This is a genomic window from Streptomyces hydrogenans, from assembly GCF_014656075.1.
Classification (GTDB): domain Bacteria; phylum Actinomycetota; class Actinomycetes; order Streptomycetales; family Streptomycetaceae; genus Streptomyces; species Streptomyces hydrogenans.
On sequence record NZ_BNBS01000012.1, the window covers coordinates 33,033 to 59,123 of the forward strand.

The following is a 26,091-nucleotide window of genomic DNA, read 5'->3' on the forward strand; positions in this document are numbered from 1 at the left end:
GCTGTGGCGTGACTGATCGGTTCAGTTGGCGAGTGAGTGGTTGAGTGGCGTGCGGAAGATCACGCCTCCAGATAGGCGATCATCCTGCTGAGCGTCGCTGTGCTGTCCTTGATCTTGCCGAGGGCGATGTTGCAATCCATGCAGAGCAGCCCACGGTTGTGCCCACGAGCGTGACAGTGGTCGACGTTCGCGTCGCCCATACGGTGGTCGTCGGGATCAACTTTCGTGAAGGGGCTCAGGCATGTCGCGCAGGCGCCACCCTGGCCTATGAGCATCTGGGCGACATCTTTGAAGGTGAGGCCGTAGTTCTGCTTCAGGTTGCTCTTCGCGTTTTTGATCCGAACACACTCATTGCAGACACGCCCCTCGCCGCGATCCTTGGAGCCGTACACGGCGTACTCGTGACCGCTCCGGCATCGCGCACCATCCCTCCGATAGGGCTTGTAGGGCATCGACTCCGGATCGATCCCACGTCTGCGCAACTGCGAGTCGCGTGTGCAGCGCCGACAACTGCGCGCCCCGGTGTTCGGGTTCACGTAGGGGACGTTGTCGTCACCGAACGGGTGCCCGTTCACGCATTCGTCGACGTCAGGAGTGTCGTCGCCGCCTCGGGGATCGTCATGGCGCACGAAGGCTGCGGTTCCCAGGTTCCGCCACAAAGTGGCGTGCTCGTGATTGATGCACAGGAGCTTGTTCTCGCAGTCGCGGGTGACGGTCTGCCCTGGCGCGAGCGGCTCGTCGGAGTGACGTTCGAAGACCCAGCGCTGCACGAAGACGAGAGGGTTCTCTCCCGCCGCGTAACGGTCGCCGTCGTAGTACTGCGGGCGGCCGTCCTTGTCCGTCGCCCCCTTCCAAACCAAGCATCCCGAACCGGAAGGCTCCACGTTCTGAAGCACCACCTCCATGCTGATCGGAGGCCGGCGACCTGCCCGTTCGAAGGTGCCGTGGTTCTTGTAGTAGCGGTAGCAGGCTTGGCACCTGGTCCCACCCATCCGCGTCGCGGGCTTCCCATCGCCGGATTCGCACAACTTCGACATGCCGAGCATCTGAGCACTCATTCGCTCGACTAGCCAACTCAACCCTCATCCGCCGACTGAGGCGCTCAGTCACAAGCGGCGGGCACGCGAGGGTAGACGTTGACCCCAGGTCCATAAGCCGCGCACTGACCCCATCCCGCCTCCGAGGGCATCCACGGACTCCCGCTCACCGCAAAGGTGTCACATGAGAGAAGGCGACGCGGCGCCCATGACCGTCCGGCGAGGCTCGCAGGGGGAGGGCAAGAGCAGGCTTTCAACTCGGTCATCAGACAGCATCTTTGAAGCATCGACCGAAAACGATCGTTTGCGAGACATCCTCGGGCCGGACGGCGGCTCCAGGGTTTTCGTGTCTCACAACTCGTGTCCGAATCAATGTATCGCTAACCCCCGTTTTGGGTACGGTAGTTGACATGAGGATTGGCTACGGACGCGTGTCCACCACAGACCAGAACCTTGACGCGCAGCGCACCGCCCTGGAGGTGGCCGGCTGCGAAGAGATCTACCTCGACCAGATCAGCGGCAAGCTGACGAACCGCCCCGAGCTGGACAAGGTGATGACCCGGCTGCGCGCCGGGGACACCCTCGTGATCACGAAGCTCGACCGGCTCGGGCGCTCCCTGAAGCACCTGCTGGAGGTGTCCGCCGAGCTGGAGGCGCGCACCGTGGATCTCGTCGTCTTGGACCAGGGCTTGGACACCTCCACCCCCGTGGGGCGGTTCATGTTCCAGATCCTCGGCGCGGTCGCCGAGTTCGAGCGCAGCCTGAACGTGGAGCGGACCATGGACGGGCTCGCGTCCGCTCGGGCCAAGGGGAAGGTGGGCGGCCGGAAGAGCGCGCTCACCCCGGCACAGGTCCGGCACGCCCGGTTCATGCGCGACGAGCGGGACGAAGACGGCCGGCCCCGGCACACCGTGCAGGAAATCGCCGACGAACTCGGAGTGGGACGAGCCACGATCTACCGGGCGCTCGATCCGGACCGGGTCGGCTGACCGGTGGCACGGCGGAGCACCCATCTCCTCAGCGGTGAATCCCGGCAGTCGTCGCAACACATGACTGACCAGAACCGTACCTCTCTCGGCGGCTCCTCCTGCCCTCCCGGTCGCTGCCTTACGTGCAGCGTTGAGGGTTCACCCGGAAGGTGGGTTTGCGAGGCTCTGCTGGACCTAACATGGGTCTGGATTAAGGAGATTTGGGTGGTACTTCCGATTTAGGAATTTGGTCTGTGCTGTTTGCTTTGCTCGCCCCATTCGCCCGTGGGCAGGTCTGGAGATCGCCGGGCGGCTAGGGCATCGGCAAGCAGCTGTCCCCTATTTATCGAGGAGCGCGAATGGCCAGCCCGAAGGTGCCTGGGGTCTACGTGACGGAGATGTCCAGCGGGGTACGCATGATCGTCGGGGTGGGCACGTCGACCCCGGCGTTCCTCGGCTACACGAAGCCCTCGGCCAAGGACGTCCCTGACGGTGCGAATGCGCCGTTCTCCGAGGCCGAACGCCAGGTCCCGCGGCAGATCAGCAGCTGGCGGGAATTCGTGTTCCGTTACAGCATGGAGGGCCTCTCCGAGGAGCTCGTGGAGGCGAAGGACCCGGTCGAGCGCCGCACGCTGGAGCGGTGTCTCGCGCTGGCGGAGGCCGTCTACGGGTTCTTCGCCAACGGCGGCACCACCTGCTACGTGGTGGGCTTCACCCACCCGCAGAACGCCGTTTCCGTCCAGGACCTCAACGGGGACGAGGAGTCCCGCACGGGCCTGGCCGGCCTGAAGAGCGTGCCCGAGGTCTCGATGGTCGCCGTGCCCAGCCTGTGGGACATGACCACGGACGCGTCCTCTGAAGCGGCGCCCGACCACGCCGAGGGCGCCGCCCGGATGGCCGCGGTGGTGAAGCACTGCACCGAGCAGCGGGACCGGCTTGCGATCCTCGACGTGCCGCCCGGCCAGGACCCGGGTCAGGTGAAGACCTTCACCGAGAAGCTCGCCGCGCCCGACACCGACGATGCCGCCTTTACCACCCTGTACTACCCGTGGGTCAAGGTCCCGGGCGTGGACGGCCAGGAGCGCACAGTGCCGCCGAGCGGTCACATGGCGGGCATCTGGGCCCGCACCGACACCGAGCGCGGCGTCTTCAAGGCCCCCGCCAACCAGAACCTGCGCGGCGTCACGGAACTCCTCACCGTCCTCACCGACGACCAGCACGGAGAGCTGAACACTGAGGGCGTCAACTGCCTGCGCAGCTTTCCCGACAGGGGCCTGCTCGTGTGGGGCGCCCGCACCAGGTCCTCCAGCCGCGACTGGAAGTACCTCAACGTCCGCCGCCTCGTCTCCTGCCTCGGCGACTCCATCCAGCAGGCCACGACCTGGGCGGTCTTCGAGCCCAACGACGAGACGCTGTGGAAGTCGCTGCGGCAGTCGATCACTTCCTTCCTCACCGACCAGTGGCGCCAGGGCGCCCTGCAGGGCCGCACCCCCGACGAGGCGTTCTACGTGATCTGCGACGAAACCAACAACAAGGCCGAGACCATCGCCGACGGGAAGGTCATCTGCGACATCGGCGTCGCCCCCGTACGACCTGCCGAGTTCGTCCAGTTCACCATCACCCAGATCGCCGGACAGCCCGCCCCGACCGGCTGACAGCCCGCCTTCCCGCAGTGCCGTGCGAGACGGGCTGGAGTAGTCCGTGCGGGGATGCCTGTACGGGGTGGAGCACTGACCGTGGTGCCCGCTGTTCAGCCCGTCAGAGGGGCGCTTCTCATGTGTGTGGCCTCCTATTCGGCCCCCGGAAGGGCCACCGTCAGACGCGGGGGACGATCCGCACGGTGCCCGGGTTGAACGGCCGGCGCCCGCCGCCGCCCGCTCGGTCCACGGTCACCTCGGCGAGGAGGTTCACCACGGCGCGCCTGCGATCGAGGCTGAGCCCCTTCCACGCGGTGCGCACGTCGTCCGCGTCCACCAGGCCCGAGAGGATCCGTGCCCGCTGCGGGTGGGCCATGCGGCTTTCCACGTCCGCGAGGCGCTCACGCAGGCGTCGGGTCGCGTCGCGGAACTCCATCACGTCCGCCTCGTCGTCGTCCGCGAACGCGGCGGCGAGGGCCTTCAGGCGGGCCCGCAGCGCTACCGCCTGTGCCCGGAGATCCTCGGCGCCCGGGGCCGCTTCATCGTGGAACAGATCGGCCGCGTCGGGGCGGGAGAGCCGGGCGATCACGTACTCCTCCACGCAGTCGTTCACAGGTTCCATGTTCCGGGTGAGGTGCTTGCTCACGCGGCACCGATAGGTGGGCTGCGACGTCGCCTCGTCGTCCTCTACGAGGAGTTCGGTTTCGTCCTCCGGGCGCTCCTCGTCACCCTCGGTCCGGTTCTTCTTCACCCCTCGGGATCCGCTCGTCACGGTGGTCCCGTCGGCGCAGATACCGCACAGGGCGATGCCGGAGAGGAGGTGGCGCCGTGCGGGTCCCGGGGAGGTGGCCCGGTCCTCGGTCTCAAAAATGTGCTGGGCGGCGCGCCATAGATCCTCGGGGATGCCTGCCGGCCATTTCCCCTCGTACAGCTTCCCCTCGTACTCCCGCAGCGCCGCGTACCGGGGGTTCTTCAGGACGTGCCTCACCCCGTTGTTGGTCCAGGGCTCCCCGTCCTTGTTGAGGATTCCTCGCTCGCGCAGGTCCCGCGTGATGCCGGATACGGACCTCGTGACCACGAACGTCTCGTACGCCTTGACGATCTCGGACATCTCCTCGGGGATGGTCGTCCAGCCGTCTGCGCTGTAGCCGAACGCCCTCGGGCCGGTCGCGGGGAGGCCCCTCTCCACCCGCTGACGCATCTCCCGCTTCTCGCGCTCGCTCATCTGCTCCACCTCGAACGAGTCGACCTCGCCGAGGAGGCCCGCGAGGAGCCGGCCGCTCGCGGTGGTCAGGTCCAGCTCGGGGCCCTTGACGGCGAGGATCGAGACGCCGTGCTTGCGGAAGAGTTCCATCCCCTCGGCCCGCTCGCGGCGGTTGCGCCACAGCCGGCTCAGGGCAGCCACGATCACGACGTCCACCTGATCGGCGCGCACGGCGGTCAGGAGCCGCTCGTAGTCGGGGCGCAGCCGTTTGCCGGTGGTCGCGGAGATGTCGTTGTCGGTGTAGCGCCCCTGGACCGGGATGCTTCGCGCGAGGGCGAGCGCCCCGGCATCCTCGTCCTGACGGGTGACGCCGTCGCCGGTGAGTTCGTCGTCTCGACTGATCCGGGTGTAGATCGCACCCCGCTGAAAGCCGGTCATGGCCGCCCCGTCCTAAGTCACTTGGGTGACGGATCCTAGCGCGTCCTAACCGGCAGTACAGGTGCGTCTACTGCTTCGCGCGCAAGACCCACAGCTACCTCGACCTGGACACCGGCCTCGGCTTCGACTCCCAGATCGTGGTCAAGGTCAACGCCCCCGAGCTGCTCACCCGCCAGCTCGCCTCCCCCCGCTGGCAGGGCGCCCACATCGCCATGGGCACCAACGTCGACTGCTACCAGCGGGCCGAGGGCCGGTACCGCCTCATGCCCGGCATCCTCACCGCGCTGCGCGACCGCGCCAACCCGTTCTCCCTCCTCACCAAGGGCACCCTGATCCTGCGCGACCTGGAACTGCTGACCCAGGCCGCCGAGGTCACCGAGGTCGGCGTCTCCGTCTCGGTCGGCTTCACCGACGAGGAGCTGTGGCGCACGATCGAGCCCGGCACGCCCTCCCCGCACCGCCGCCTGGACGTGGTCCGCACCCTGGGCGGGCACGGCATCGGCTGCGGGGTCCTCATGGCCCCCGTGGTGCCCTTCCTCGGCGACTCCCCCGAGCAGCTGCGGACCACCGTCCGCGCCGTCGCCGAGGCCGGCGCCGTCTCCGTCACCCCGCTCGTCCTCCACCTGCGGCCCGGCGCCCGCGAGTGGTTCATGACCTGGCTCGCCCGCCACCACCCCCACCTCGTCGGCCGCTACGAGCGGATGTACGCCGGCGGCGCCTACGCCCCCACCTGGTACCAGCGCCGGATCACCCGCCAGGTGCACGAGCTGGCCGCCGAGTTCGGCATCGGCCCGGCCCACCGGGGCACCCCGCGCCGCGTCCCGCGCCCCGCCGCCGGCCCGTCCGGGTCCCCCGCCCCGCCCGCGGGCGACGCGGAGCAGCTCAGCCTGCTCTGAGCCCGCCGACACGCCGGGGAGTCACCTGACACGCCGTCATCGCCCCCTCCTTTCGGGTCGATTACCGGCGGAACAGGTCGTGTCCCGCGCCCCGCGGGGCACTCCACGCTCCATGACCACCCGCGCAGGAATGCTGATCGCCGCTGGGGCGCTGGTCGCCGGGACGGTCACCGTCCTGCCCGCGTCCGCCGCGGGCACCGGTGAACCGGTCCCCCGCCCCCTCCCTCCGCTCGCCTGGACCGACTGCGGCACCAAGGCGTACCCGAAGCTCCAGTGCGCCACCCTCGGGGTGCCGCTGAACCACGACGACCCGGCCGGCCGGAGCATCACGCTCGCGCTGACCCGGATCCCGCACACCGCGAAGACCTCCCAGGGCCCGCTCCTGGTCAACCCCGGCGGCCCGGGCGGCAGCGGCCGCGGCATGGCCGGCTACGTCGCCGCCTCGCTGCCGCCGAAGGTCGCCGCCCAGTACGACGTGATCGGCTTCGACCCGCGCGGCGTCGGCAGGAGCGAGCCCGCGCTCGACTGCCGGCCCGGCCACTTCGACCCGGTGCGCCCCGACTCGGTGCCGCGCGGCGCCGACGGCGAGCGGACCGCCGTGGAGCGCGCCCAGGCCTTCGCCGCCGCCTGCGGCAAGAAGCACGCGGACGTCCTGCCGTTCATCGACACCGTCTCCACCGCCCGCGACCTCGACCTCGTCCGCAAGGCGCTCGGCGCCCAGCGGATCAACTACCTCGGCTACTCGTACGGCACCTACCTCGGCGCCGTCTACGCCCGGCTGTACCCGGAGCGGGTGCGGCGGATGGCGCTGGACTCCGTGGTGAACCCGAACGGCGTCTGGTACGAGGACAACATCGCGCAGGACTACGCCTTCGACACCCGGCACAAGGACCTCATGGCCTGGGTGGCGAAGCACGACGCCGTCTACGGACTGGGCACCGACCCCGCGGCGGTCGAGGCCGCCTGGTACCGGATGCGCGAGGAGCTGCGCGACTCCCCGGCCGGCGGCAAGGTCGGCCCGGGCGAGCTGGAGGACACCTTCCTGCCCGGCGGCTACTACGACGGGTACTGGCCCAAGCTCGCGAGCGCCTTCTCCGCCTACGTGAACGAGGGCGACCCGGCCCCGCTCACCGCCGCCTGGGAGCGGTACGGCGAGGCCGACTCCGCCGCCGACAACGGCTACTCCGTCTACACCGCCGTGCAGTGCCGGGACGCCGCCTGGCCCCGGGACTGGAACGTGTGGCGGAAGGACAGCTGGAACGTCCACGCCAAGGCGCCGTTCTCCACCTGGAACAACGCCTGGTACAACGCACCCTGCGCGTTCTGGCCGGTGGAGCCGCTCACCCCGCCGGACGTCGGCAACGACCAGCTGTCCCCGGTCCTGGTCCTCCAGGCCACGGACGACGCCGCCACCCCGTACGAGGGCGGGCTCGCCCTGCACCGGATGCTGCGCGGCTCCAGCCTGGTCGTCGAGCAGGGCGGTGGGAACCACGGCGTGACCCTCGCCGGGAACGACTGCCTCGACGAGCACCTGAGCGCCTACCTCGCCACCGGCACCGTGCCGCGCGCCGAGGGCGGCGCGGAGGTCGACGCCGTCTGCGCCGCCCTCCCGGCACCCGAGCCGGAGCCGGCCGCCGCGCCGAAGAAGGCGGGGAAGAAGGCCGGGAAGGCCTCCGGGACGGAGACGGCCGGGGACGAGGCCGGGACGCAGGCCGGCACGCAGGTCGGCATGAAGGCGGCGGCCGCCCGGGGCCTGCGGGCCGGCACCACCCTGCACGGGCTGCTCGGACACGTGCGTCGGCCCTGAGTTCCTCCTCACTGACGACGCCCGCGCCCCGGAAAGGCGCGGGCGTCGTCAGTGGCGTGCGCGAGGACGTCCGGTGCCCGCGAGCTCCGCGCTCCAGGTGGACGCGCTGGTGCGGCCCGAGCCGCTGAGGGAGATCGAGGCGTTCGCGCTGGTCCCGGCGGGGCGCCCCGAGGAGCGTCCCGAGGAGGGACGGGCGGAGCTCCGGCTGATACGTTGACGCGCGTGTTCCTCTTCCGTGCGTAGGAGTCGGCGTCCCGACGACCGTGCCCCCGGGTCCGTCCCCGGCGCGGCGTCCCGCCGTCCCCGCACGCCCGGCGCGCTCCCCCGGGGCTGACGCGCGCCCTCTTCCGAGGAACACCTCCATGTCATCGACACCCCCTGCTCCCACGCCTGCCCGCGTGCCGTCGTACGCGGCCGTCCTGCGGGCCCCGCACGCCCGTCGGACCTTCGGCGCCGGTCTGCTCGGCCGGCTCTCCAACGGGGTCGCCCCGCTCTCCCTGCTGCTCTCCGTGAAGGCGGCCACCGGCTCGTACGCCACGGCCGGGACCGCCCTGGCCGCCCTCGGGCTCACCGCCGTGCTCCTCTCCCCGGCGCGGGCCGCGCTCGTCGACAGGTACAGCCCCTCCCGCGCCCTGCCGCCCCTGGTCCTCGGCTACGCGACGCTGCTCGCCGTCCTCGCCGCGGTGTCCGCCCGGCCGGGCGTGCCGGGCGCCGTCCTGGTGGTCCTGGCCGGGGCGGCGGGCATGACGACACCGCCGCTGGGGCCGGTGACGCGGGCGCTGTGGAGCCGGACCCTCACCGACCGGGACCTGCTGCGGCGGGCCTACAGCCTGGACACGGTCGCCGAGGAACTGCTCTTCGTCACCGGTCCGTTGCTGGTCGGGCTGCTGCTGCTCGCGGCGGCCCCGCCGGCCGGTCTCGCGCTCGGCGCGGCCCTGGTCCTGACGGGCGGTCTGCTGCTGTCCGCCTCGCCGCTCACCCGGTCCGTCCCGGGCGCGAAGGCTGCCCGCGCCGCCGGTGCCGTCCCCGCGGGACCGCGGCCGCGCGGCGTCGGGCGGGCGGCGGCCGGGGCGGCCGCCCTGGGCCTGTGCCTGGGGGCCGTGGAGCTGCTGGTGATCGCCTTCGCCGACACGGCCGGGCGGCCCGGCCTGGTGCCGTGGGCGATGGCCGCGCTGTCGGCGGGCAGCGCCGTCGGCGGGCTGCTGTTCGGCGCGGTGCCGTGGCGCGCTCCGGCCGCGACCCGGCTGGCGGTGCTGGGCCTGGCGCTCGGCGCCGTCCTGGTGGTGACGGGGCTGGCCCCGCATCCGTACCTGCTGGTCGCCGGGGTGGCGCTGGGCGGACTGTGCGTGGCGCCGGCGCTCACGACCGCGTATCTGCTGGCCGACGAGTCCGTCGCGGCGGAGCGCCGTACCCGGGCCGGGGCCTGGGTGAACACGGCCTTCAACGCGGGCTCCACGTCGGCGACCGCCGGGGCGGGGCTGCTGGTGGGCCGGCTCCCGCTCGCCGTCTGCTTCGCGCTGGCGGCGCTTCCGCCGGTCCTGACCGGGCTGTCCGGGGTGCTCGCCGCCGTGCGCGGCGGCGACCGGTCAGGCGCCCGGGCCGCCGAGGAGGGTGAGGGAGCGCTCGGCGGCCCGGCCGAGGCGGGGGTGCGGGAGGGCCGCTTCGAGGACGTCCCGGGCGAGCGGGTCGCCGAGGGTGCCGAGGCCCTCGACGCAGGCGAGGCCGACGCGCCAGTGCGGGTCGCCGGCCGCTAGCCGTCGCTCCAGCACGGTGACGAGGGCCGGGACGGACTCGGGGGCGCGCAGGTCGGCGAGGAGCCGGACCGGCAGGAGGGCGTAGGCGGCCCGGAGTTCGTTGGTGGCGAGGGCCGCGGCGGCCCGGGCGGTGCGCGGGTCGCCGAGCCGGACGAGGGCGTGGGCGGCGGTGACGCACCGCTCGGGGTCCCGGTGGTTGAGGAGGAGGACGAGGGCCTCGAAGGAGCGCCGGTCGCCGGTCACGCCGAGCAGGTAGGCGGCGATCTCGCGGGCCCAGAGCGGCTGCGCGGGCGCCGTGAGCAGCCGGTGGAGTTCCTCGGGGTCGGTGGTGCGGGCGAGTTCTCCGAATGCGGCGGGAACGGCTCCTTCCTCGTTCTCGATCTCGTCCCGCAATCGATCGATCATCGAGCAGAATTCGGGATCTTCGGAGATTCCCTCGGCGATTTCCATGAATCCGAGGCTATCCGCGATCCACATCACATTTTCCCGACTTCCCAGGACTGGCGCGCTCGTTACCGGCCGGTTAATCTCAAGTGAGCGGGGAACCCCCGCACTTCTCGCCGCGGCCTGGTGACGCAGCCGCGGCGGGCGCTGGTCGGTTCGGCAGTTCTCGACGTGGTTCAGGGACAGAGCCCTCGTCTCCCTTTTCTTCTCTCTTCAGGCCCTCGCCGCCGTGCGCACGGGGCCGCATCGCCGTACACCGTGGCGCCGCCTTCGCGCGGCCGGCCGCGTTCCCGGTATTTCCGCGCCCCTTTCTCCGTGCGCGCACCGCCTTCAGTCGTCACTCTTCCTCCCAGGAGTCCCCTGATGGACACCCCTCTCTCCACCATCGCCGTCGTCGGCCTCGGCACCATGGGCACCGGCATCGCCGACGTCCTCGTCCGGGCCGGCCGTGAGGTCGTCGGCATCGACGTCAGCGAGTCCGCCGGCGCCCGGGCCGTCGCCGCCCTGGAGGCGTCCACCGCCCGCGCGGTGGCCCGCGAGCGCATCACCGAGGACGAGCGGCAGGACGCGCTGGCGCGCTTCCGCGTCTACTCGGACCTCCAGGCCGCCGCCGCGGCCGACCTCGTCATCGAGGTGGTCCCGGAGGCGTACGAGACCAAGCAGGAGGTCCTCCGCGCGCTGGACGGCATCGTCCGGCCGGACGCCATCCTCGCCACCGGCACCAACGCGCTGTCGGTGACCCGGCTCGCCGCCGACTCGGCGCACCCGGAGCGCGTCCTCGGCCTGCACTTCTTCGCGCCGGTCCAGGCCATGAAGCTGGTCGAGGTGGTCTCCTCGGTGCTGACCGACCCGCGGGCGGTGGACGCGGTCACCCGACTGGCCCAGGACCTGGGCAAGGAGCCGGTGGCGGTCGGCGACCGGGCCGGCTTCATCGCGGACGGGCTGCTCTTCGGCTACCTCAACCAGGCCGCGGCCATGTACGAGGCCCGCTACGCCTCCCGCGAGGACATCGACGCGGCCATGAAGCTGGGCTGCGGTCTGCCGATGGGCCCGCTGGAGCTGCTCGACCTGGTCGGCATCGACACGGCCCGCACCGTCCTCGACGCGATGTACCAGGCGTCCCACGACCGGCTGCACGCCCCCGCGCCGATCCTGAAGCAGCTCTCCGAGGCCGGGCTCACCGGCCGCAAGGCGGGCCGCGGCTTCTACACCTACGCGGCGCCGGGCGCGGCCGAGAAGGTGGCCGACGCGCTGACCCCGGCGGCCTCGGGCGCCGGCGGCGCGGGCCGCGAGGTCCACTCGGTGGGCGTGGCGGGTTCGGGCACGATGGCCTCCGGCATCGCCGAGGTCTTCGCCAAGGCCGGGTACGACGTGGTCCTCGCGGCCCGCTCGCAGGAGAAGGCGGACGCGGCCAAGGCGTACATCGCCAAGTCGCTGGAGCGCTCGGTGAGCAAGGGCCGGATGACCGGTGAGGCCCGCGACGAGACGCTGGCGCGGATCGTCCCGGCCGGTTCGCTGGACGCCTTCGCCGAGGTCGACCTGGCGGTCGAGGCGGTCGCCGAGGACCTGGGGATCAAGCAGGAGCTGTTCGCCCGTCTGGACAAGATCTGCAAGCCGGGCGCGGTGCTCGCCACCACGACCTCCTCGCTGCCGGTCGTGGCCTGCGCCAAGGCCACCACGCGGCCGCAGGACGTCATCGGCATGCACTTCTTCAACCCGGCGCCGGCGATGAAGCTGGTCGAGATCGTCCGGACGGTGCTGACCGCCGACGACGTGCACGCCACGGTCCGCGAGGTCACCGCGAAGATCCGCAAGCACGGCGTGGACTGCGGCGACCGGGCCGGCTTCATCGTGAACGCGCTGCTGTTCCCGTACCTGAACAACGCGGTCAAGATGGTCCAGGAGCACTACGCGACGCTGGACGACATCGACACGGCGATGAAGCTGGGCGGCGGCTACCCGATGGGTCCGTTCGAGCTGCTGGACGTGGTCGGCCTGGACGTCTCGCTGGCGATCGAGAAGGTGCTGCACCGCGAGTTCCGCGACCCGGGGCTGGCCCCCGCGCCGCTCCTGGAGCACCTGGTGGCGGCCGGCTGCCTCGGCCGCAAGACGGGGCGCGGCTTCCGCGAATATGCCCGTCGCTGAGCCCGGCGATCCCGGACAGGGGTGGGGCGGGCTGCTGGAGCCCCCCGGCGGCCCGCCCCCGCAGGCGCGTCTTCCTGCACGGATGCAGTACGTTCGGGTCATGCCCAAGGCCGTGAAGACACCCCGTGCCACCTCTTCCTCCGACGCTCCCCAGGAGAGCGCGGCGGGGACCCGTGCCGCCGCGCAGCGGCTGAAGATGCGCCGGGAGCTGGCGGCGGCCGCGATGGAGCTCTTCGCGACGAAGGGGTACGAGGCCACCACGGTCGACGAGATCGCGGCGGCGGCCGGGGTGGCCCGGCGGACCTTCTTCCGCCACTTCCGGTCCAAGGAGGAGGCGATCTTCCCGGACCACGACGACACGCTGGTGCGCGCGGAGGCGGTGCTGAACGCGGCCCCGCCGCACGAGCACCCGCTCGACACCGTGTGCCGGGGCATCAAGGAGGTCATGAAGATGTACGCGGGCTCCCCCGCGATCTCCGTGGCCCGCTACCGGCTGACCCGCGAGGTGCCGACGCTGCGGGAGCGCGAGATCGCCTCGGTGGCCCGCTACGAGCGGCTCTTCACGCGCTACCTCCTGGGCCACTTCGACGAGCGCGACCACCACGACGGCAACGACGACCCGCTGCTCGCCGAGGTGGCGGCCTCCGCGGTGGTGACGGCCCACAACCACGTGCTGCGGCGCTGGCTGCGGGCGGGCGGCCAGGGCGACGTGGAGAGCCAGCTCGACCACGCCTTCGCGATCGTCCGGGAGACCTTCGGCACGGGCATAGGCGCGGGCCGTCCGGCCCCCTCCCCCCAGCAGACCCAGCCGTCTTGGGAGACGCCGGCCGCGCGGGTCTCCACCTCGGGTGACGTGCTGGTCGCGGTGGCCCGTACGGACGCTCCGCTGGACGAGGTCATGCGGACCATCCAGCAGGCACTCACGAAGGGCTGAGGAGCCCTTCTCCCTCGCCTTCCAAGGTCCGACACGAGGGCCGCCCCCGGTTTCCCGGGGGCGGCCCTCGTCGTGTTCCCCCAGCTCAGAGGGGCATTCGATCGATCATCGCTCATCCGTGAGCACCTTTTCGCATCTGAGAGAAATTGTTGGCACGCAGTGCCTTGTCACGTGACACGGCGTGCCATACGTTGATGTTGTCCGGGCGGCCGGAGCGCGGAGAAGACCCGCGGTCCGGCTGTCCCCACGGCCCTCCCGGCCGTGCGCCCGGACGCCTGCGTCACAGGCACCCTCGCGCCCCACACCGGCGCCGCCACGCACCACCCGAGCCGAACCGACGGCACACCTCCACAGCAGCAGCACTCCCCGACGTACCCCTCAGGCGTCCGCTCCCGGACGCTCTCCGCCGGAGGCACACCGTGAAGGAAATCCTGGACGCGATCCAGTCGCAGGACGCCACGTCCGCCGACTTCGCGAACATCAAGCTCCCCGAGTCGTACAAGGCCGTCACCGTCCACAAGGACGAGGCCGAGATGTTCGCCGGCGTCGCCAGCCGCGACAAGGACCCCCGCAAGTCGCTCCACCTCGACCAGGTCCCGCTCCCCGAGCTGGGCCCCGGCGAGGCGCTCGTCGCCGTCATGGCCAGCTCCGTGAACTACAACTCGGTCTGGACCTCGATCTTCGAGCCCGTCTCCACCTTCGGCTTCCTGGAGCGCTACGGCCGGCTCTCCGAGCTGACCAAGCGCCACGACCTGCCGTACCACGTGATCGGCTCCGACCTCGCCGGCGTCGTGCTGCGCACCGGCCCGGGCGTGAACGCCTGGACGCCGGGCGACGAGGTCGTCGCGCACTGCCTCTCGGTCGAGCTGGAGTCCTCGGACGGCCACAACGACACGATGCTCGACCCCGAGCAGCGGATCTGGGGCTTCGAGACCAACTTCGGCGGCCTCGCCGAGATCGCGCTGGTCAAGTCCAACCAGCTGATGCCGAAGCCGAAGCACCTCAGCTGGGAGGAGGCGGCGGCACCCGGTCTGGTCAACTCCACCGCCTACCGCCAGCTGGTCTCGCGCAACGGCGCCGGCATGAAGCAGGGCGACAACGTCCTCATCTGGGGCGCCAGCGGCGGCCTCGGCTCCTACGCCACCCAGTTCGCGCTGGCCGGCGGCGCCAACCCGATCTGTGTCGTCTCCTCCCCCGAGAAGGCCGACATCTGCCGCGCCATGGGCGCCGAGGCGGTCATCGACCGCAACGCCGAGGGCTACAAGTTCTGGAAGGACGAGCGGACCCAGGACCCGCGCGAGTGGAAGCGGTTCGGCTCCAAGATCCGCGAGTTCACCGGCGGCGAGGACATCGACATCGTCTTCGAGCACCCGGGCCGCGAGACCTTCGGCGCCTCCGTCTACGTCACCCGCAAGGGCGGCACCATCACCACCTGCGCCTCCACCTCGGGCTACATGCACGAGTACGACAACCGCTACCTGTGGATGTCGCTGAAGCGCATCATCGGCTCGCACTTCGCGAACTACCGCGAGGCGTGGGAGGCCAACCGCCTGATCGCCAAGGGCAAGATCCACCCCACGCTCTCCAAGACGTACACCCTGGAGGAGACCGGCCAGGCCGCGTACGACGTCCACCGCAACCTCCACCAGGGCAAGGTCGGCGTCCTCGCCCTCGCCCCCCAGGAGGGCCTCGGCGTCCGCGACGAGGAACTGCGCGCCCAGCACATCGACGCCATCAACCGCTTCCGCAACATCTGAGCCCGGGGACCTCACATGACTGAGCGCCAGAAGGACCGGCCGTGGCTCATGCGGACCTACGCCGGTCACTCGACCGCCGAGGCGTCCAACGAGCTGTACCGGCGCAATCTCGCCAAGGGCCAGACCGGTCTGTCGGTCGCCTTCGACCTGCCGACCCAGACGGGCTACGACCCGGACCACGTCCTCGCCCGCGGCGAGGTCGGCCGGGTCGGGGTCCCGGTCTCGCACCTCGGTGACATGCGCCGGCTGTTCCAGGACATCCCCCTGGAGCAGATGAACACCTCGATGACCATCAACGCCACGGCGATGTGGCTCCTGGCGCTCTACCAGGTGGCGGCCGAGGAGCAGGGTGCGGACATCACCAAGCTCCAGGGCACCACGCAGAACGACATCGTGAAGGAGTACCTGTCGCGCGGGACGCACGTCTTCCCGCCCGGCCCCTCGCTCCGCCTCACGACGGACATGATCGCGTACACGGTCAACAACATCCCGAAGTGGAACCCGATCAACATCTGCAGCTACCACCTGCAGGAGGCGGGGGCCACTCCGGTCCAGGAGATCTCGTACGCGATGTCCACCGCCATCGCGGTCCTCGACTCCGTCCGCGCCTCGGGCCAGGTGCCCGAGGAGCGGTTCGGCGAGGTCGTCGCTCGCATCTCCTTCTTCGTGAACGCGGGTGTCCGCTTCATCGAGGAGATGTGCAAGATGCGCGCCTTCGGCCGCATCTGGGACAGGGTGACCCGCGAGCGGTACGGGATCGAGGACGCCAAGCAGCGGCGCTTCCGCTACGGCGTCCAGGTCAACTCGCTCGGCCTCACCGAGGCCCAGCCGGAGAACAACGTCCAGCGGATCGTCCTGGAGATGCTGGCCGTCACCCTCTCCAAGGACGCCCGCGCCCGTGCCGTCCAGCTCCCCGCCTGGAACGAGGCCCTGGGCCTCCCCCGGCCGTGGGACCAGCAGTGGTCGCTCCGCATCCAGCAGGTCCTCGCCCACGAGTCCGACCTGCTGGAGTACGAGGACATCTTCGCCGGCTCCCACGTCATCGAGGCCAAGGTCGACGCCCTCGTCACCGAGTGCCTGGCCGAGATCGACCGGATCCAGGAGATGGGCGGCGCGATGGCCGCCGTCGAGTCCGGCTACCTCAAGGCCCAGCTGGTCTCCTCGCACGCCGAGCGCCGCGCCCGGATCGAGTCCGGCGAGGACAAGATCATCGGCGTCAACGTCTTCCAGTCGACCGAGCCGAACCCGCTCACCGCGGACCTCGACACGGCGATCCAGACCGTCGACCCGGCCGTCGAGGCCCGCGTGGTCGGCGCCGTCTCCCGCTGGCGCGCCGAGCGGCAGGAGTCCACGGACCGCCAGGGCAACGGCGACCCGTTCGTCTTCCCGACCACCCAGCAGGCGCTGGACCTCCTGAAGGAGGCCGCCCGCGGCACCGAGAACCTCATGGAGGCCACCCTGGAGTGCGCCCGCGCCGGCGTCACCACCGGCGAGTGGTCCGGGGCGCTGCGCGAGGTCTTCGGCGAGTACCGCGCCCCCACCGGCGTCTCCTCCGCCCCGGTCGCGGTGCCGGCCGAGACCGGCTCCCCGCTGGCCGAGGTCCGCCGCAAGGTCGACCGCACCGCCCAGGACCTGGGCATCGGCAAGCTGCGCTTCCTGGTCGGCAAGCCGGGCCTCGACGGCCACTCCAACGGCGCCGAGCAGATCGCCGTCCGGGCCCGCGACGCCGGCTTCGAGGTGGTCTACCAGGGCATCCGGCTCACCCCGGAGCAGATCGTGGACGCCGCCCTGGAGGAGGACGTGCACGCGGTGGGCCTGTCGATCCTCTCCGGCTCGCACGCCCAGCTGGTCCCCGACGTCCTCGACCGCCTCAAGGACGCCGGCGCCACCGACATCCCGGTCATCGTCGGCGGCATCATCCCGAACGCGGACGGCGAGGAACTGCGCCGCGCGGGTGTGGCCGCCGTCTTCACCCCGAAGGACTTCGGCATCACCGAGATCATCGGCCGTATCGTCGACGAGATCCGGAAAGCTCACAAGCTCAGCCCCCTTGAATGTACGGAGGTCCCCGCATGACCAGCCCCGTGAACCGGTTGCGTCCCCGCCGCTCCTGCCTCGCGGTGCCCGGCTCCAACCCGCGCTTCCTGGAGAAGGCCCAGGGTCTCGCGGCCGACCAGGTCTTCCTCGACCTGGAGGACGCCTGCGCGCCGCTGGCCAAGCCCGAGGCCCGCCACACCATCGTGAAGTTCCTGAACGAGGGCGACTGGACCGGCAAGACCCGCGTGGTCCGCGTCAACGACTGGACGACCCACTGGACGTACCGCGACGTCGTCACCGTCGTCGAGGGCGCCGGCCAGAACCTCGACTGCATCATGCTGCCGAAGGTCCAGGACGCCCAGCAGATCGTGGCGCTCGACCTCCTGCTGACCCAGATCGAGAAGACCATGGGCTTCGAGGTCGGCAAGATCGGCATCGAGGCGCAGATCGAGAACGCCCAGGGCCTGAACAACGTCAACGCGATCGCGCAGGCCTCCCAGCGCGTCGAGACGATCATCTTCGGCCCGGCCGACTTCATGGCCTCCATCAACATGAAGTCCCTGGTCGTCGGCGAGCAGCCGCCCGGCTACCCGGCGGACGCCTACCACCACATCCTGATGAGCATCCTGATGGCGGCCCGCGCCAACAACCTCCAGGCGATCGACGGCCCCTACCTCCAGATCCGCAACCAGGAGGGCTACAAGGCCGTCGCGCAGCGCGCCGCCGCCCTGGGCTTCGACGGCAAGTGGGTGCTCCACCCGGACCAGGTCGCCGCCGCGAACGAGATCTTCTCGCCCTCGCAGGAGGACTACGACCACGCCGAGCTGATCCTCGACGCGTACGACTACTACACGTCCGAGGCCGGCGGGAAGAAGGGCTCCGCGATGCTCGGCGACGAGATGATCGACGAGGCCTCCCGCAAGATGGCCCTGGTCATCTCCGGCAAGGGCCGCGCCGCCGGCATGCAGCGCACGTCGAAGTTCGAGATCCCGGAGGCCTGAGTCCGATGCAGTTCGGCCGTACCTATGAAGAGTTCGAAGTCGGTGCCGTCTACAAGCACTGGCCCGGGAAGACGGTCACGGAGTACGACGACCACCTCTTCTGCCTTCTCACCATGAACCACCACCCGCTGCACATGGACGTGAACTACGCGGAGAACACGACCGACTTCAAGCGGAACGTGGTGGTCGGCAACTACATCTACTCGCTGCTGCTCGGCATGTCCGTGCCGGACGTCTCCGGCAAGGCCATCGCCAACCTGGAGATCGAGTCGCTGCGGCACGTGGCGCCGACCTTCCACGGCGACACGATCTACGGCGAGACGACGGTCCTCGACAAGACCCCGTCGAAGTCCAAGACCGACCGCGGCATCGTGTACGTCGAGACCAAGGGCTACAAGCAGGACGGCACCCTGGTCTGTGTCTTCCGCCGCAAGGTGATGGTCCCGACCGCCGAGTACATCGACGCCCGCGGCGGCGAGCAGCCGGGCCGCCCCGCACTCATCGAGCCCTCCAAGAAGCCGGAGAAGTAAGCCATGGCGCGACTCGCCCAGACCCACGGTCTGACCGATGTCCAGCAGGAGATCCTCGCCACCGTGCGGGACTTCGTCGACAAGGAGATCATCCCGGTCGCGACCGAGCTGGAGCACCGCGACGAGTACCCCCAGCAGATCGTGGACGGGCTCAAGGAGCTCGGCGTCTTCGGTCTGATGATCCCCGAGGAGTACGGGGGCCTGGGCGAGTCGCTGCTCACCTACGCGCTGTGCGTGGAGGAGATCGCCCGCGGCTGGATGTCGGTCTCCGGCATCATCAACACCCACTTCATCGTCGCGTACATGCTCAAGCAGCACGGCACCCAGGAGCAGAAGGAGTACTTCCTTCCGCGGATGGCGGCCGGCGAGACGCGCGGCGCGTTCTCGATGTCGGAGCCGGGCCTCGGCTCGGACGTGTCGGCCATCACGTCGAAGGCGGTGAAGGACGGCGACGAGTACGTCCTCAACGGCCAGAAGATGTGGCTGACCAACGGCGGCACGTCCACGCTGGTCGCCGTCCTCGTCCGAAGTGACGAAGGCCACCCGGAGGGCACCGCGCCCCACAAGTCGATGACGACCTTCCTCGTCGAGAAGGAGCCCGGCTTCGGTGAGGTCCGTCCGGGCCTCACGATCCCCGGCAAGATCGACAAGATGGGCTACAAGGGCGTCGACACGACCGAGCTCATCATGGACGGCCTGCGGATTCCCGCCGACCGGGTGCTCGGCGGGGTCACCGGCCGAGGGTTTTACCAAATGATGGACGGCGTCGAGGTCGGCCGCGTGAACGTGGCGGCCCGTGGTTGCGGCGTCGCTCAGCGTGCTTTCGAACTCGGCGTCCAGTATGCCCAGCAGCGTCACACTTTCGGAAAGCCGATCGCCCAGCACCAGGCCATCCAGTTCAAGCTGGCCGAAATGGCTACCAAGGTCGAGGCCGCCCATGCGATGATGGTGAACGCAGCACGCAAAAAGGACTCCGGGGAACGAAACGACCTCGAAGCAGGGATGGCGAAGTACCTCGCCTCCGAGTACTGCAAGGAGGTCGTGGAGGATGCCTTCCGCATTCACGGCGGCTACGGGTTCTCGAAGGAGTACGAGATCGAGCGGCTCTACCGCGAGGCGCCGATGCTGCTCATCGGTGAAGGTACCGCCGAGATCCAGAAAATGATCATTGGCCGCCGCCTGCTGGAGGAGTACCGCTTCCAGGGCTGATTGTCGGTTTTGAGTCGATTAGGCCGCGAAGAAGATCACATACAGTGTTCGTCTTCCGGCCGTCGACTCGGTTCCTGGCTTGCCCAGTTGCACCCCGCAACCGATAGCATCGCCGGAAAGCCGCCGTCCCCCGTTGCCAGCGCGGCATCATCCGCTACGAAGGTCATCCATGCCCCACAGCCCAAACTCTGCACACCGCGACAGCCTCAAGGGCGCACGCATCGCACGCGGAGCATCGCCGTGGCTTCTGCCGACCGTCGCCACGGCGGCGCTCAGCCTCGCGCGCTCGGGCCGCTCGAAGCGCGCCCGGGCCATCGCCGTGCCGACCACCGCGCTCGCGGCCGGCATGCTGTGGTTCTTCCGCGACCCCGAGCGCGAGATCGCTCAGGGCCGGGTCATCTCCCCCGCCGACGGCGTGGTGCAGAGCATCATGCCGTGGAAGGACGGGCGCACCCGGGTCGCCATCTTCATGAGCCCGCTGAACGTGCACGTCAACCGTGCGCCGCTGGCCGGCACGGTGACCTCGGTCGAGCACGTCCCGGGTGGGTTCGTCCCGGCCTTCAACAAGGAGTCCGAGAACAACGAGCGCGTCGTCTGGCACTTCGACACCGAGCTCGGTGACATCGAGATGATCCAGATCGCGGGTGCCGTGGCGCGGCGCATCGTGCCGTACATCCCGCAGGGGACGAAGGTCGAGCAGGGTGACCGGATCGGCCTGATCCGCTTCGGCTCGCGGGTCGACATCTACCTTCCGGAGGGTGTCGAGGTCGCCGTCGAGGTCGGACAGGTCACGACCGCGGGGGTGACTCGCATTGACCGTGATTGATCCCGACACACGCGCCGCCGACTGGGCCGCCGACGCCGAGGCGGAGGCGGCCGAAGAGGCGGAGGAGATGCCGCTGTCGCTGAGGCTGTCCATAGCGGACGCCCTCACGCTCGGCAACGCCACGTGTGGATTCATGGCGGTGTACTTCACCACCACGGGCATCCTCATCCCGCACCTCACCGGCAGCACGGAGTCGGGGATGGCGCGCAACAGCGCCGCCACCGCCGTGATACTGATGCTGTGCGCGGCGATCTTCGACCTCTTCGACGGCATCGTGGCGCGCAAGCTCCGCAGCTCGCCGATGGGCGCCGAGCTCGACAACCTGTCGGACCTGATCAGCTTCGGTCTGGCGCCGGCGTACTTCGTGCTCGTCTACGGCATGGTCGCGGACGACGCCCAGCAGAAGGTCTCGGCGGTCGCCGCGATCGTGGTGCTGCTCGCGGTGGTGCTGCGCCTCGCGCGGTTCTCCTGCGTGACGATGAAGGACGGCATGTTCCAGGGCATGCCGAGCCCCTTCGGCGCGCTGACCGTGGTCTCGATCATCCTCCTCGAGCTGCCGTTCATCCCGACGCTCCTGGCGATCATCGGCACCGCGTGGCTGATGGTGAGCCGGGTCGAGTACCCCAAGCCGCGGGGTGTCCTCGCGGCGGCGATGCTCAGCTGGATCGTCGGGGCGATGGCCATGCTGGCCGCCTGGGCCTTCGACGCCCCGGGCGGGCAGTTCCTGCTCCAGACCGGGTGCGCCCTCCAGGTCGTGCTGGGCGCCGTGATCCCCCTCTTCGCGACGGCCCGCCGGGTGAACACCTTCCGCGGCAACCGGCGGGAGAGCCGGGAGGCGCGGCAGGCGGAGGCGGCGCAGCTGCGCTGACCCCCCGGCCGTACGGACACGGGTGAAGGGCCCGGAAGCGATGCGCTTCCGGGCCCTTCGTCATGCCAGGCGCTTGTAGTAGAGCGTGGTCGCCCGCAGGGTGCCCGCCGGGTCGGCGGCGTACTCCGGGACGGTGCCGACCGGGGTCCAGCCGGCGCCCCGGTAGAGGCGCTCGGCGGGGCTGTCGGTCTGGGTGTCCAGGACCAGCAGGGTGAGGCCGGTGGCGGCCGCGTGGGCCTCGGCGGCGGCCAGCAGGCGGCGGCCGAGCGCCCGGCCGCGGGCCGAGCGGTGGACGAGGAGCCGGGCTATCTCGCCGCGGTGCCGGCCGTTGGCGGTGGCGGTACGGAGGAGGGTGACGGCCCCGGTGACGGCGCCGTCCGGGCCGAAGGCCGCCCAGACGTCCCGGGTGCCCGCGGTCCCCTCCCACCAGGCGACGGCCTCGGCGGGCTCCAGGGGGGCCAGGAAGCCGACGGAGGCGCCGTCGTCGACGGCGTCCACGAGGAGCGCGGCGAGACCGTCGGCGTGCTTCCGCACGTCGTCGGGGGCGAGGAGGGCGACGCGGTCGCCGGGCGCGAGCCGCTTCTCCAGGCAGAGCAGGCCCGGGCGGTCGTCCCAGGAGTCGGCGGGCTCGAAGCCGAGCTTGCGGTAGAGGGCCAGGGGGCCCTCGCGCCACTCCCAGACCGTGAGCCGGACGGCCGGGGCGCCGGCCGCGGCGGCCCGGCGCAGCGCCTCGCCCATCAGCGCCCCGGCGAGCCCCCGCCCGCGGGCCTCCGGCTCCACCCACACCCGCTTGACCTCGGGCACGGTCCCGGCCTTCAGGACCAGACAGCCGAGGGCCTCCCCCGTCTCCGGCGCGGTGGCGAGCAGCACGGTGTCGGCCGCGAAGGCGGTGACCGGGTCCTCGGCCTCGGCGCGGCGCGCGGCCGGCAGCTCGGCCGGGCCGCTCACGGCGGCGCCCTTCTCGGCCTCGGTGGCGAGGTGGTAGGCGGTGAGCAGGGCGGGCAGGCGGGGGTGGGCGGCGTTCTCCTCGATCATCACGTTCATGGTCCGAGCATCACACCGGGACGTTTCCGGCAGGTGTCGCAAGGCCCCGGGCCGGTTCACGGCGCGGCCACCCGGACCCGGTCGCTCGTGCCGCCGGTCAGGAACGAGGCCAGCGCGGCGCCCTCCTCGGTCACCCCGGCGCGTTCCGCCCGGGAGAGCGGGCGGAAGGGGGTGACGGCGACGGCGTCGTCGCTCAGCGTCCAGACGCCCGCGACCCGGCCGTCCACCAGCAGGGCGCGCTCCCCCGCGACGGACAGCCCCCGGTGGGCGTCGTCGACGATCCGGCTCCGGTCCTGGTAGCCGAGGATCGCGTTGTCGAAGGAGGGCAGGAAGCGAACCGGAGCGGGGGTGTCCGGGTCAGGCCGGGGCGCGTCGGGCAGGTCGAGGAGTTCGCGGCCCCGCTCGTCGCGGAAGACGACGAGTTCGTCCTGTACGGCCTTGACGGCGGCGGGCAGTCCGGCGAGGCCGCACCAGGCTCGGAGGTCGGCGGAGGCCGCGGGCCCGAAGGCGGCGAGGTAGCGGCGGATCAGGGTCTGGCCGACGGGGTCGGCGGGGTCGTCGGGGAGCGGGGGGACCTCGCGGCCCAGCCAGCCGGAGAGGGTGGCGTTGCGGACCCCCGCGCGGGAGCCCCAGAGGCCGCGCGGGGGCAGCTGCACGGTGGGGAGGACGCCGCCGACGATGAGTTCGCCGAGGGCCCTGCGGGGCGGTTCGGGCCAGCGGTCGGAGACGGCCTCGACGAGTTCGGCCAGGGTGCGGGGCTCGCCGTCGGCCATGACCGCGTGGGCGGCGGCGGCCAGCTCGTCGGGGTCGACGCTGGCGAGTTCGGTCCGGTAGGTGGTGAGGACCCGCTGCCGGAGCATGGCGTCGTGGCGGGCCCGCCAGGCGAGGGCGTCGTCGGCGGTGACGAGGTGGATGGTGCGGCGCATCAGGGGGACGCGGACAAGCTCGCGTCCGGTGAGGAGGCCGTCCAGGGTCTCCGGGCGGAAGTCCCGCACCCGCGACCAGAGTCCGGTGAACGGCTCCTGCGGTTCCTGCGCCTGCATCCCGCAGAGGTGGGCGACGACGTCGGCGGCCGGGGCGGCGGTGCGGTCGAGCAGGAGCTGGCGGGCGAGGGTGGCGCGGCCCAGGGCGCGGGGGGTGAGGAGGGTCATGGCGGCACGTTCCCACGGGAGGAGGACAGGTTCTGTCCTCCTCCCGTGGGACACGGGCCCGGCCGGAGGGGCTGTCAGAAGGTGTAGGTCTTCGCCGCCTCGGAGACGAAGGGCTCCCGGACGGTGCGCATGCCGCCGGCCGCCTTCTTGTCGGGCTGGATGATGACGGACTGGCGGGAGGACGGGGACTTCGGGTCGGTGAAGTCGTGGGTCATGCCGAAGCCGGGGTCGTGGGCGTTCAGGATGAGGAGCGCCTTGCTGACGCCCTCGCGGGTGAGGTCGCCCTTCTCGCACGCCTTCTTCAGGATCTCGCCGAAGGCGGTCGCGGCCGTCCAGCCGGCGACGACGCCGTTGTCGAGGCCGTCCTCGGGGTAGGCGGCCGCGTAGTCGGCGGCGAGCTTCTTCGCGACCGGGGTGTCGGCGCCGATGGGCAGGCTCGGGGAGGCGAACCAGTACATCTTCTCCAGGGCCGGGCCCGCCTGGGTGCCGAGGAGCTGGGGGGCGAAGGCGGAGTTGTTGCCGACGACCGGGACGCGCAGGCCGGTCGCGGCGGCCACGCCGACCAGGGAGGCGGCCTGGCGCGGGCCGGCGCTGACCAGGACGGCCTTGACGCCGGCCTGCTTGAGCGCGGCGACCTGGGCCGACATGTCGTTGTCGGTCGGCTTGATCTTCTGCTCGACGACGGTCAGCCCGGCCTGCCCGGCGGCGTACTTCGAGCCCTTGAGGGCGTTCTCGCCGTAGTCGCCCTCGAAGTAGACGTGGCCGAGCTTGTCGCCCTTCTTGAGCCCCTTCTCGGTGACGAGGAAGTCGACCGCGTTGATCGTCTCGACGTCGTAGGTGGCGCCGAGGACACGGATGTACGGGGAGCCGAGGAGGGACGCCGACCAGGCCTGGGGCATGACCAGGCCCTTGTCCTGGCCGTCGACGCGCTGCTTGACGGCGGCGACGAACGGGGAGCCGATGAACTGGGCGTAGCCGACGACCTTCGGCTCCAGCTCCGTGTAGGCGGCGAGCGCCTTCTGCGGGTCGTAGCCGTGGTCGCGGACGGTCAGCTCCAGCTTGCGGTCGCAGATGCCGCCGGCGGCGTTGGTCTGCTTCACCCACAGCTGCTGGGCCTGGGTGACGCTCTTGCCGAGGGTGGCGTAGACGCCGGTCATGTCGGTGAGCGCGCCGAGCGTGATGGTGGTGTCGGTGACGCCCTCGCCCATCTTCACCCCGCCCGCGCCGGTCTCCTTGGCGTCGCCGCTCTTCGCCTTCGAGCTGCATCCGGCGGCGGTGAGCGCGACCAGTGTCGCGAGCGCCGCGGCGAGGCCCCGCACGGCCTGTCGTCTGTGGTTCATCGAGTCTCCCCTGAGGGTCGGTGGATCGGGGTTCGCGCGACGAGCCTCGCGAGGCCGCCGGGCAGGAAGAGGACGGTGCCGACGACGGCGGCGCCGTAGAGGTAGCGGGCGGCCTCGCCGGGGGCGATGCCGCCGGTGCCGGGGGCGGAGACCAGCGGCAGGGCTTCGGCGTACCGGTTGAGGACCTGCGGGAGCAGGGCGACGAAGATCCCGCCCGCGACGGCTCCGGCGACGGAGCCGAGCCCGCCGATGACGATCATCGCCAGGTACTCCAGGGAGAGCGCCATGCCGAAGTACTCGGGGACGGTCCGCTGGAAGACCAGGGCGAGCAGGACGCCGGCGAGGCCCGCGTACATGGAGGAGAGGACGAAGACGGCGGCGCGGTGCCGGGCGACCGGGATGCCCATGACGCCGGCGGCGATCCGGTGGTCGCGGATGGCGTTCATGGCGCGCCCGGGGCGGCCCCGGAGCACCCCGCGGGCGAACAGCACCCCGGCGAGGAGCAGGGCCAGACCCAGGTACCAGAGCTTCTCGACGGCGCCGAACGGCACCTGGGCGACGAGCAGCTCGCTGTCGTCGAAGGTGAGGCCGAGGAGGTTCAGCGGCGGGACGGCGCGGCCGTTGTAGCCGCCGGTGAGGTCGTGGGCGTTGAAGAGGACGTGCTGGCCGATGAAGATCAGCGCGAGGGTGGCGATGCCGAGGTACGCGCCGTGCAGTCGGCCCGCGATGGGGCTGAACACCCCGCCGGCGAGGCCCGCGAGGCCGACGGCGAGGACGGCGGCGAGCCAGCCGGGCAGGCCGAGACCGGCCAGGCCGTCGGTGCCGTCGCCGGCCAGCGCGCAGTAGCCGTAGGCACCGACGGCGAGGAAGAAGGCGTGGCCCATGGAGAGCTGGCCGGTGGCGCCGGTGAGCAGGTTGATGCCGATGGCGCCGATGGCGGCGGCCATGGCGAAGAGCCCGGCCTGGAGCCAGAACCGCTCCAGGTAGAAGGGGAGGACGAGGAGGACGACACCGCCGAGGCCGGCGGCGGCGGCCCGGGCGTACGCCTTCGGGGGGATCCGGGG

General features: G+C 71.1%; 20 protein-coding genes and 1 pseudogene. 14 read left to right on the forward strand and 7 right to left on the reverse strand.

Going from position 1 to position 26,091, the window contains the following annotated elements; genetic code table 11:
- Positions 1 to 59: 59 nt before the first annotated feature.
- Complete coding sequence (locus IE321_RS07950) at positions 60 to 1,046, reverse strand: endonuclease domain-containing protein (RefSeq protein WP_190222284.1); 987 nt, start codon at positions 1,044 to 1,046, stop codon at positions 60 to 62.
- A 401-nt stretch (positions 1,047 to 1,447) separates the two neighbouring features.
- Between IE321_RS07950 and IE321_RS07955 the strand changes: the two genes are divergently transcribed.
- Complete coding sequence (locus tag IE321_RS07955; protein ID WP_190222285.1) at positions 1,448 to 2,026, forward strand: recombinase family protein; 579 nt, start codon at positions 1,448 to 1,450, stop codon at positions 2,024 to 2,026.
- Positions 2,027 to 2,364: 338 nt separating this feature from the next.
- Positions 2,365 to 3,660, forward strand: coding sequence for a phage tail sheath family protein (locus tag IE321_RS07960; RefSeq protein WP_190222286.1), 1,296 nt, complete (start codon positions 2,365 to 2,367; stop codon positions 3,658 to 3,660).
- A gap of 160 nt (positions 3,661 to 3,820) precedes the next feature.
- Here the strand turns inward: IE321_RS07960 and IE321_RS07965 are convergent, their stop codons facing one another.
- Positions 3,821 to 5,284 (reverse strand): recombinase family protein, encoded by a 1,464-nt coding sequence (locus tag IE321_RS07965; protein WP_190222287.1) that lies wholly within the window; start codon positions 5,282 to 5,284, stop codon positions 3,821 to 3,823.
- Positions 5,285 to 5,340: 56 nt separating this feature from the next.
- Here IE321_RS07965 and IE321_RS07970 point away from each other — a divergent pair.
- The 3 genes and pseudogenes from IE321_RS07970 to IE321_RS07980 all read left to right on the forward strand — a co-directional run.
- Positions 5,341 to 6,180: pseudogene (locus IE321_RS07970) on the forward strand (radical SAM family protein); the annotation flags it as partial.
- A 112-nt stretch (positions 6,181 to 6,292) separates the two neighbouring features.
- Positions 6,293 to 7,987: an alpha/beta hydrolase gene (locus tag IE321_RS07975; RefSeq protein ID WP_190222288.1), complete on the forward strand. Its 1,695-nt coding sequence runs from the start codon at positions 6,293 to 6,295 to the stop codon at positions 7,985 to 7,987.
- A 73-nt stretch (positions 7,988 to 8,060) separates the two neighbouring features.
- A complete protein-coding gene (locus tag IE321_RS07980; protein ID WP_372470299.1) occupies positions 8,061 to 8,204 on the forward strand; it encodes a hypothetical protein in 144 nt (47 codons plus the stop codon).
- Positions 8,205 to 9,573: 1,369 nt separating this feature from the next.
- Here the strand turns inward: IE321_RS07980 and IE321_RS07985 are convergent.
- Positions 9,574 to 10,191, reverse strand: coding sequence for a HEAT repeat domain-containing protein (locus tag IE321_RS07985; RefSeq protein WP_079021999.1), 618 nt, complete (start codon positions 10,189 to 10,191; stop codon positions 9,574 to 9,576).
- A 357-nt stretch (positions 10,192 to 10,548) separates the two neighbouring features.
- On the opposite strand from IE321_RS07985, the gene IE321_RS07990 reads away from it, so the two are divergent.
- The 9 genes from IE321_RS07990 (at position 10,549) to pssA (ending at position 21,492) form a co-directional block, all read left to right on the forward strand.
- Entirely contained in the window at positions 10,549 to 12,330 is a 1,782-nt protein-coding gene (locus tag IE321_RS07990; protein WP_190222289.1) for a 3-hydroxyacyl-CoA dehydrogenase family protein, read from the forward strand.
- 100 nt (positions 12,331 to 12,430) lie between these two features.
- A complete protein-coding gene (locus IE321_RS07995) occupies positions 12,431 to 13,264 on the forward strand; it encodes a TetR family transcriptional regulator (protein ID WP_190222290.1) in 834 nt (277 codons plus the stop codon).
- 419 nt (positions 13,265 to 13,683) lie between these two features.
- Positions 13,684 to 15,021, forward strand: coding sequence for a crotonyl-CoA carboxylase/reductase (gene ccrA, locus IE321_RS08000; protein WP_043224039.1), 1,338 nt, complete (start codon positions 13,684 to 13,686; stop codon positions 15,019 to 15,021).
- A gap of 15 nt (positions 15,022 to 15,036) precedes the next feature.
- Complete coding sequence (locus IE321_RS08005; protein WP_190222291.1) at positions 15,037 to 17,097, forward strand: ethylmalonyl-CoA mutase; 2,061 nt, start codon at positions 15,037 to 15,039, stop codon at positions 17,095 to 17,097.
- A complete protein-coding gene (locus IE321_RS08010; RefSeq protein WP_190222292.1) occupies positions 17,094 to 18,059 on the forward strand; it encodes an HpcH/HpaI aldolase/citrate lyase family protein in 966 nt (321 codons plus the stop codon). Before IE321_RS08005 ends, IE321_RS08010 begins: the two co-directional genes overlap by 4 nt.
- 5 nt (positions 18,060 to 18,064) lie before the next feature.
- A complete protein-coding gene (locus IE321_RS08015) occupies positions 18,065 to 18,589 on the forward strand; it encodes a MaoC family dehydratase (RefSeq protein WP_043224036.1) in 525 nt (174 codons plus the stop codon).
- A 3-nt stretch (positions 18,590 to 18,592) separates the two neighbouring features.
- Positions 18,593 to 19,798: an acyl-CoA dehydrogenase family protein gene (locus IE321_RS08020; RefSeq protein WP_043224034.1), complete on the forward strand. Its 1,206-nt coding sequence runs from the start codon at positions 18,593 to 18,595 to the stop codon at positions 19,796 to 19,798.
- A gap of 169 nt (positions 19,799 to 19,967) precedes the next feature.
- Positions 19,968 to 20,624 (forward strand): phosphatidylserine decarboxylase, encoded by a 657-nt coding sequence (locus IE321_RS08025; protein ID WP_043224033.1) that lies wholly within the window; start codon positions 19,968 to 19,970, stop codon positions 20,622 to 20,624.
- Positions 20,617 to 21,492, forward strand: a complete 876-nt coding sequence (gene pssA / locus IE321_RS08030; RefSeq protein WP_043224118.1) for a CDP-diacylglycerol--serine O-phosphatidyltransferase — start codon at positions 20,617 to 20,619, stop codon at positions 21,490 to 21,492. The genes IE321_RS08025 and pssA overlap by 8 nt, the downstream gene beginning before the upstream one ends.
- Positions 21,493 to 21,552: 60 nt before the next feature.
- Here the strand turns inward: pssA and IE321_RS43005 are convergent, their stop codons facing one another.
- The 4 genes from IE321_RS43005 to IE321_RS08050 all read right to left on the reverse strand — a co-directional run bounded on the left by IE321_RS43005 (position 21,553) and on the right by IE321_RS08050 (position 26,085).
- Positions 21,553 to 22,536 carry a GNAT family N-acetyltransferase gene (locus IE321_RS43005; protein ID WP_190222293.1) on the reverse strand — a complete coding sequence of 328 codons (984 nt, stop codon included), beginning with the start codon at positions 22,534 to 22,536 and terminating at the stop codon, positions 21,553 to 21,555.
- 56 nt (positions 22,537 to 22,592) lie between these two features.
- Positions 22,593 to 23,687 carry a winged helix DNA-binding domain-containing protein gene (locus tag IE321_RS08040; protein WP_190222294.1) on the reverse strand — a complete coding sequence of 365 codons (1,095 nt, stop codon included), beginning with the start codon at positions 23,685 to 23,687 and terminating at the stop codon, positions 22,593 to 22,595.
- Positions 23,688 to 23,761: 74 nt separating this feature from the next.
- Positions 23,762 to 25,027, reverse strand: a complete 1,266-nt coding sequence (locus IE321_RS08045; RefSeq protein WP_190222295.1) for an ABC transporter substrate-binding protein — start codon at positions 25,025 to 25,027, stop codon at positions 23,762 to 23,764.
- Complete coding sequence (locus tag IE321_RS08050; protein WP_226652813.1) at positions 25,024 to 26,085, reverse strand: branched-chain amino acid ABC transporter permease; 1,062 nt, start codon at positions 26,083 to 26,085, stop codon at positions 25,024 to 25,026. The genes IE321_RS08045 and IE321_RS08050 overlap by 4 nt, the downstream gene beginning before the upstream one ends.
- Positions 26,086 to 26,091 lie beyond the last annotated feature (6 nt).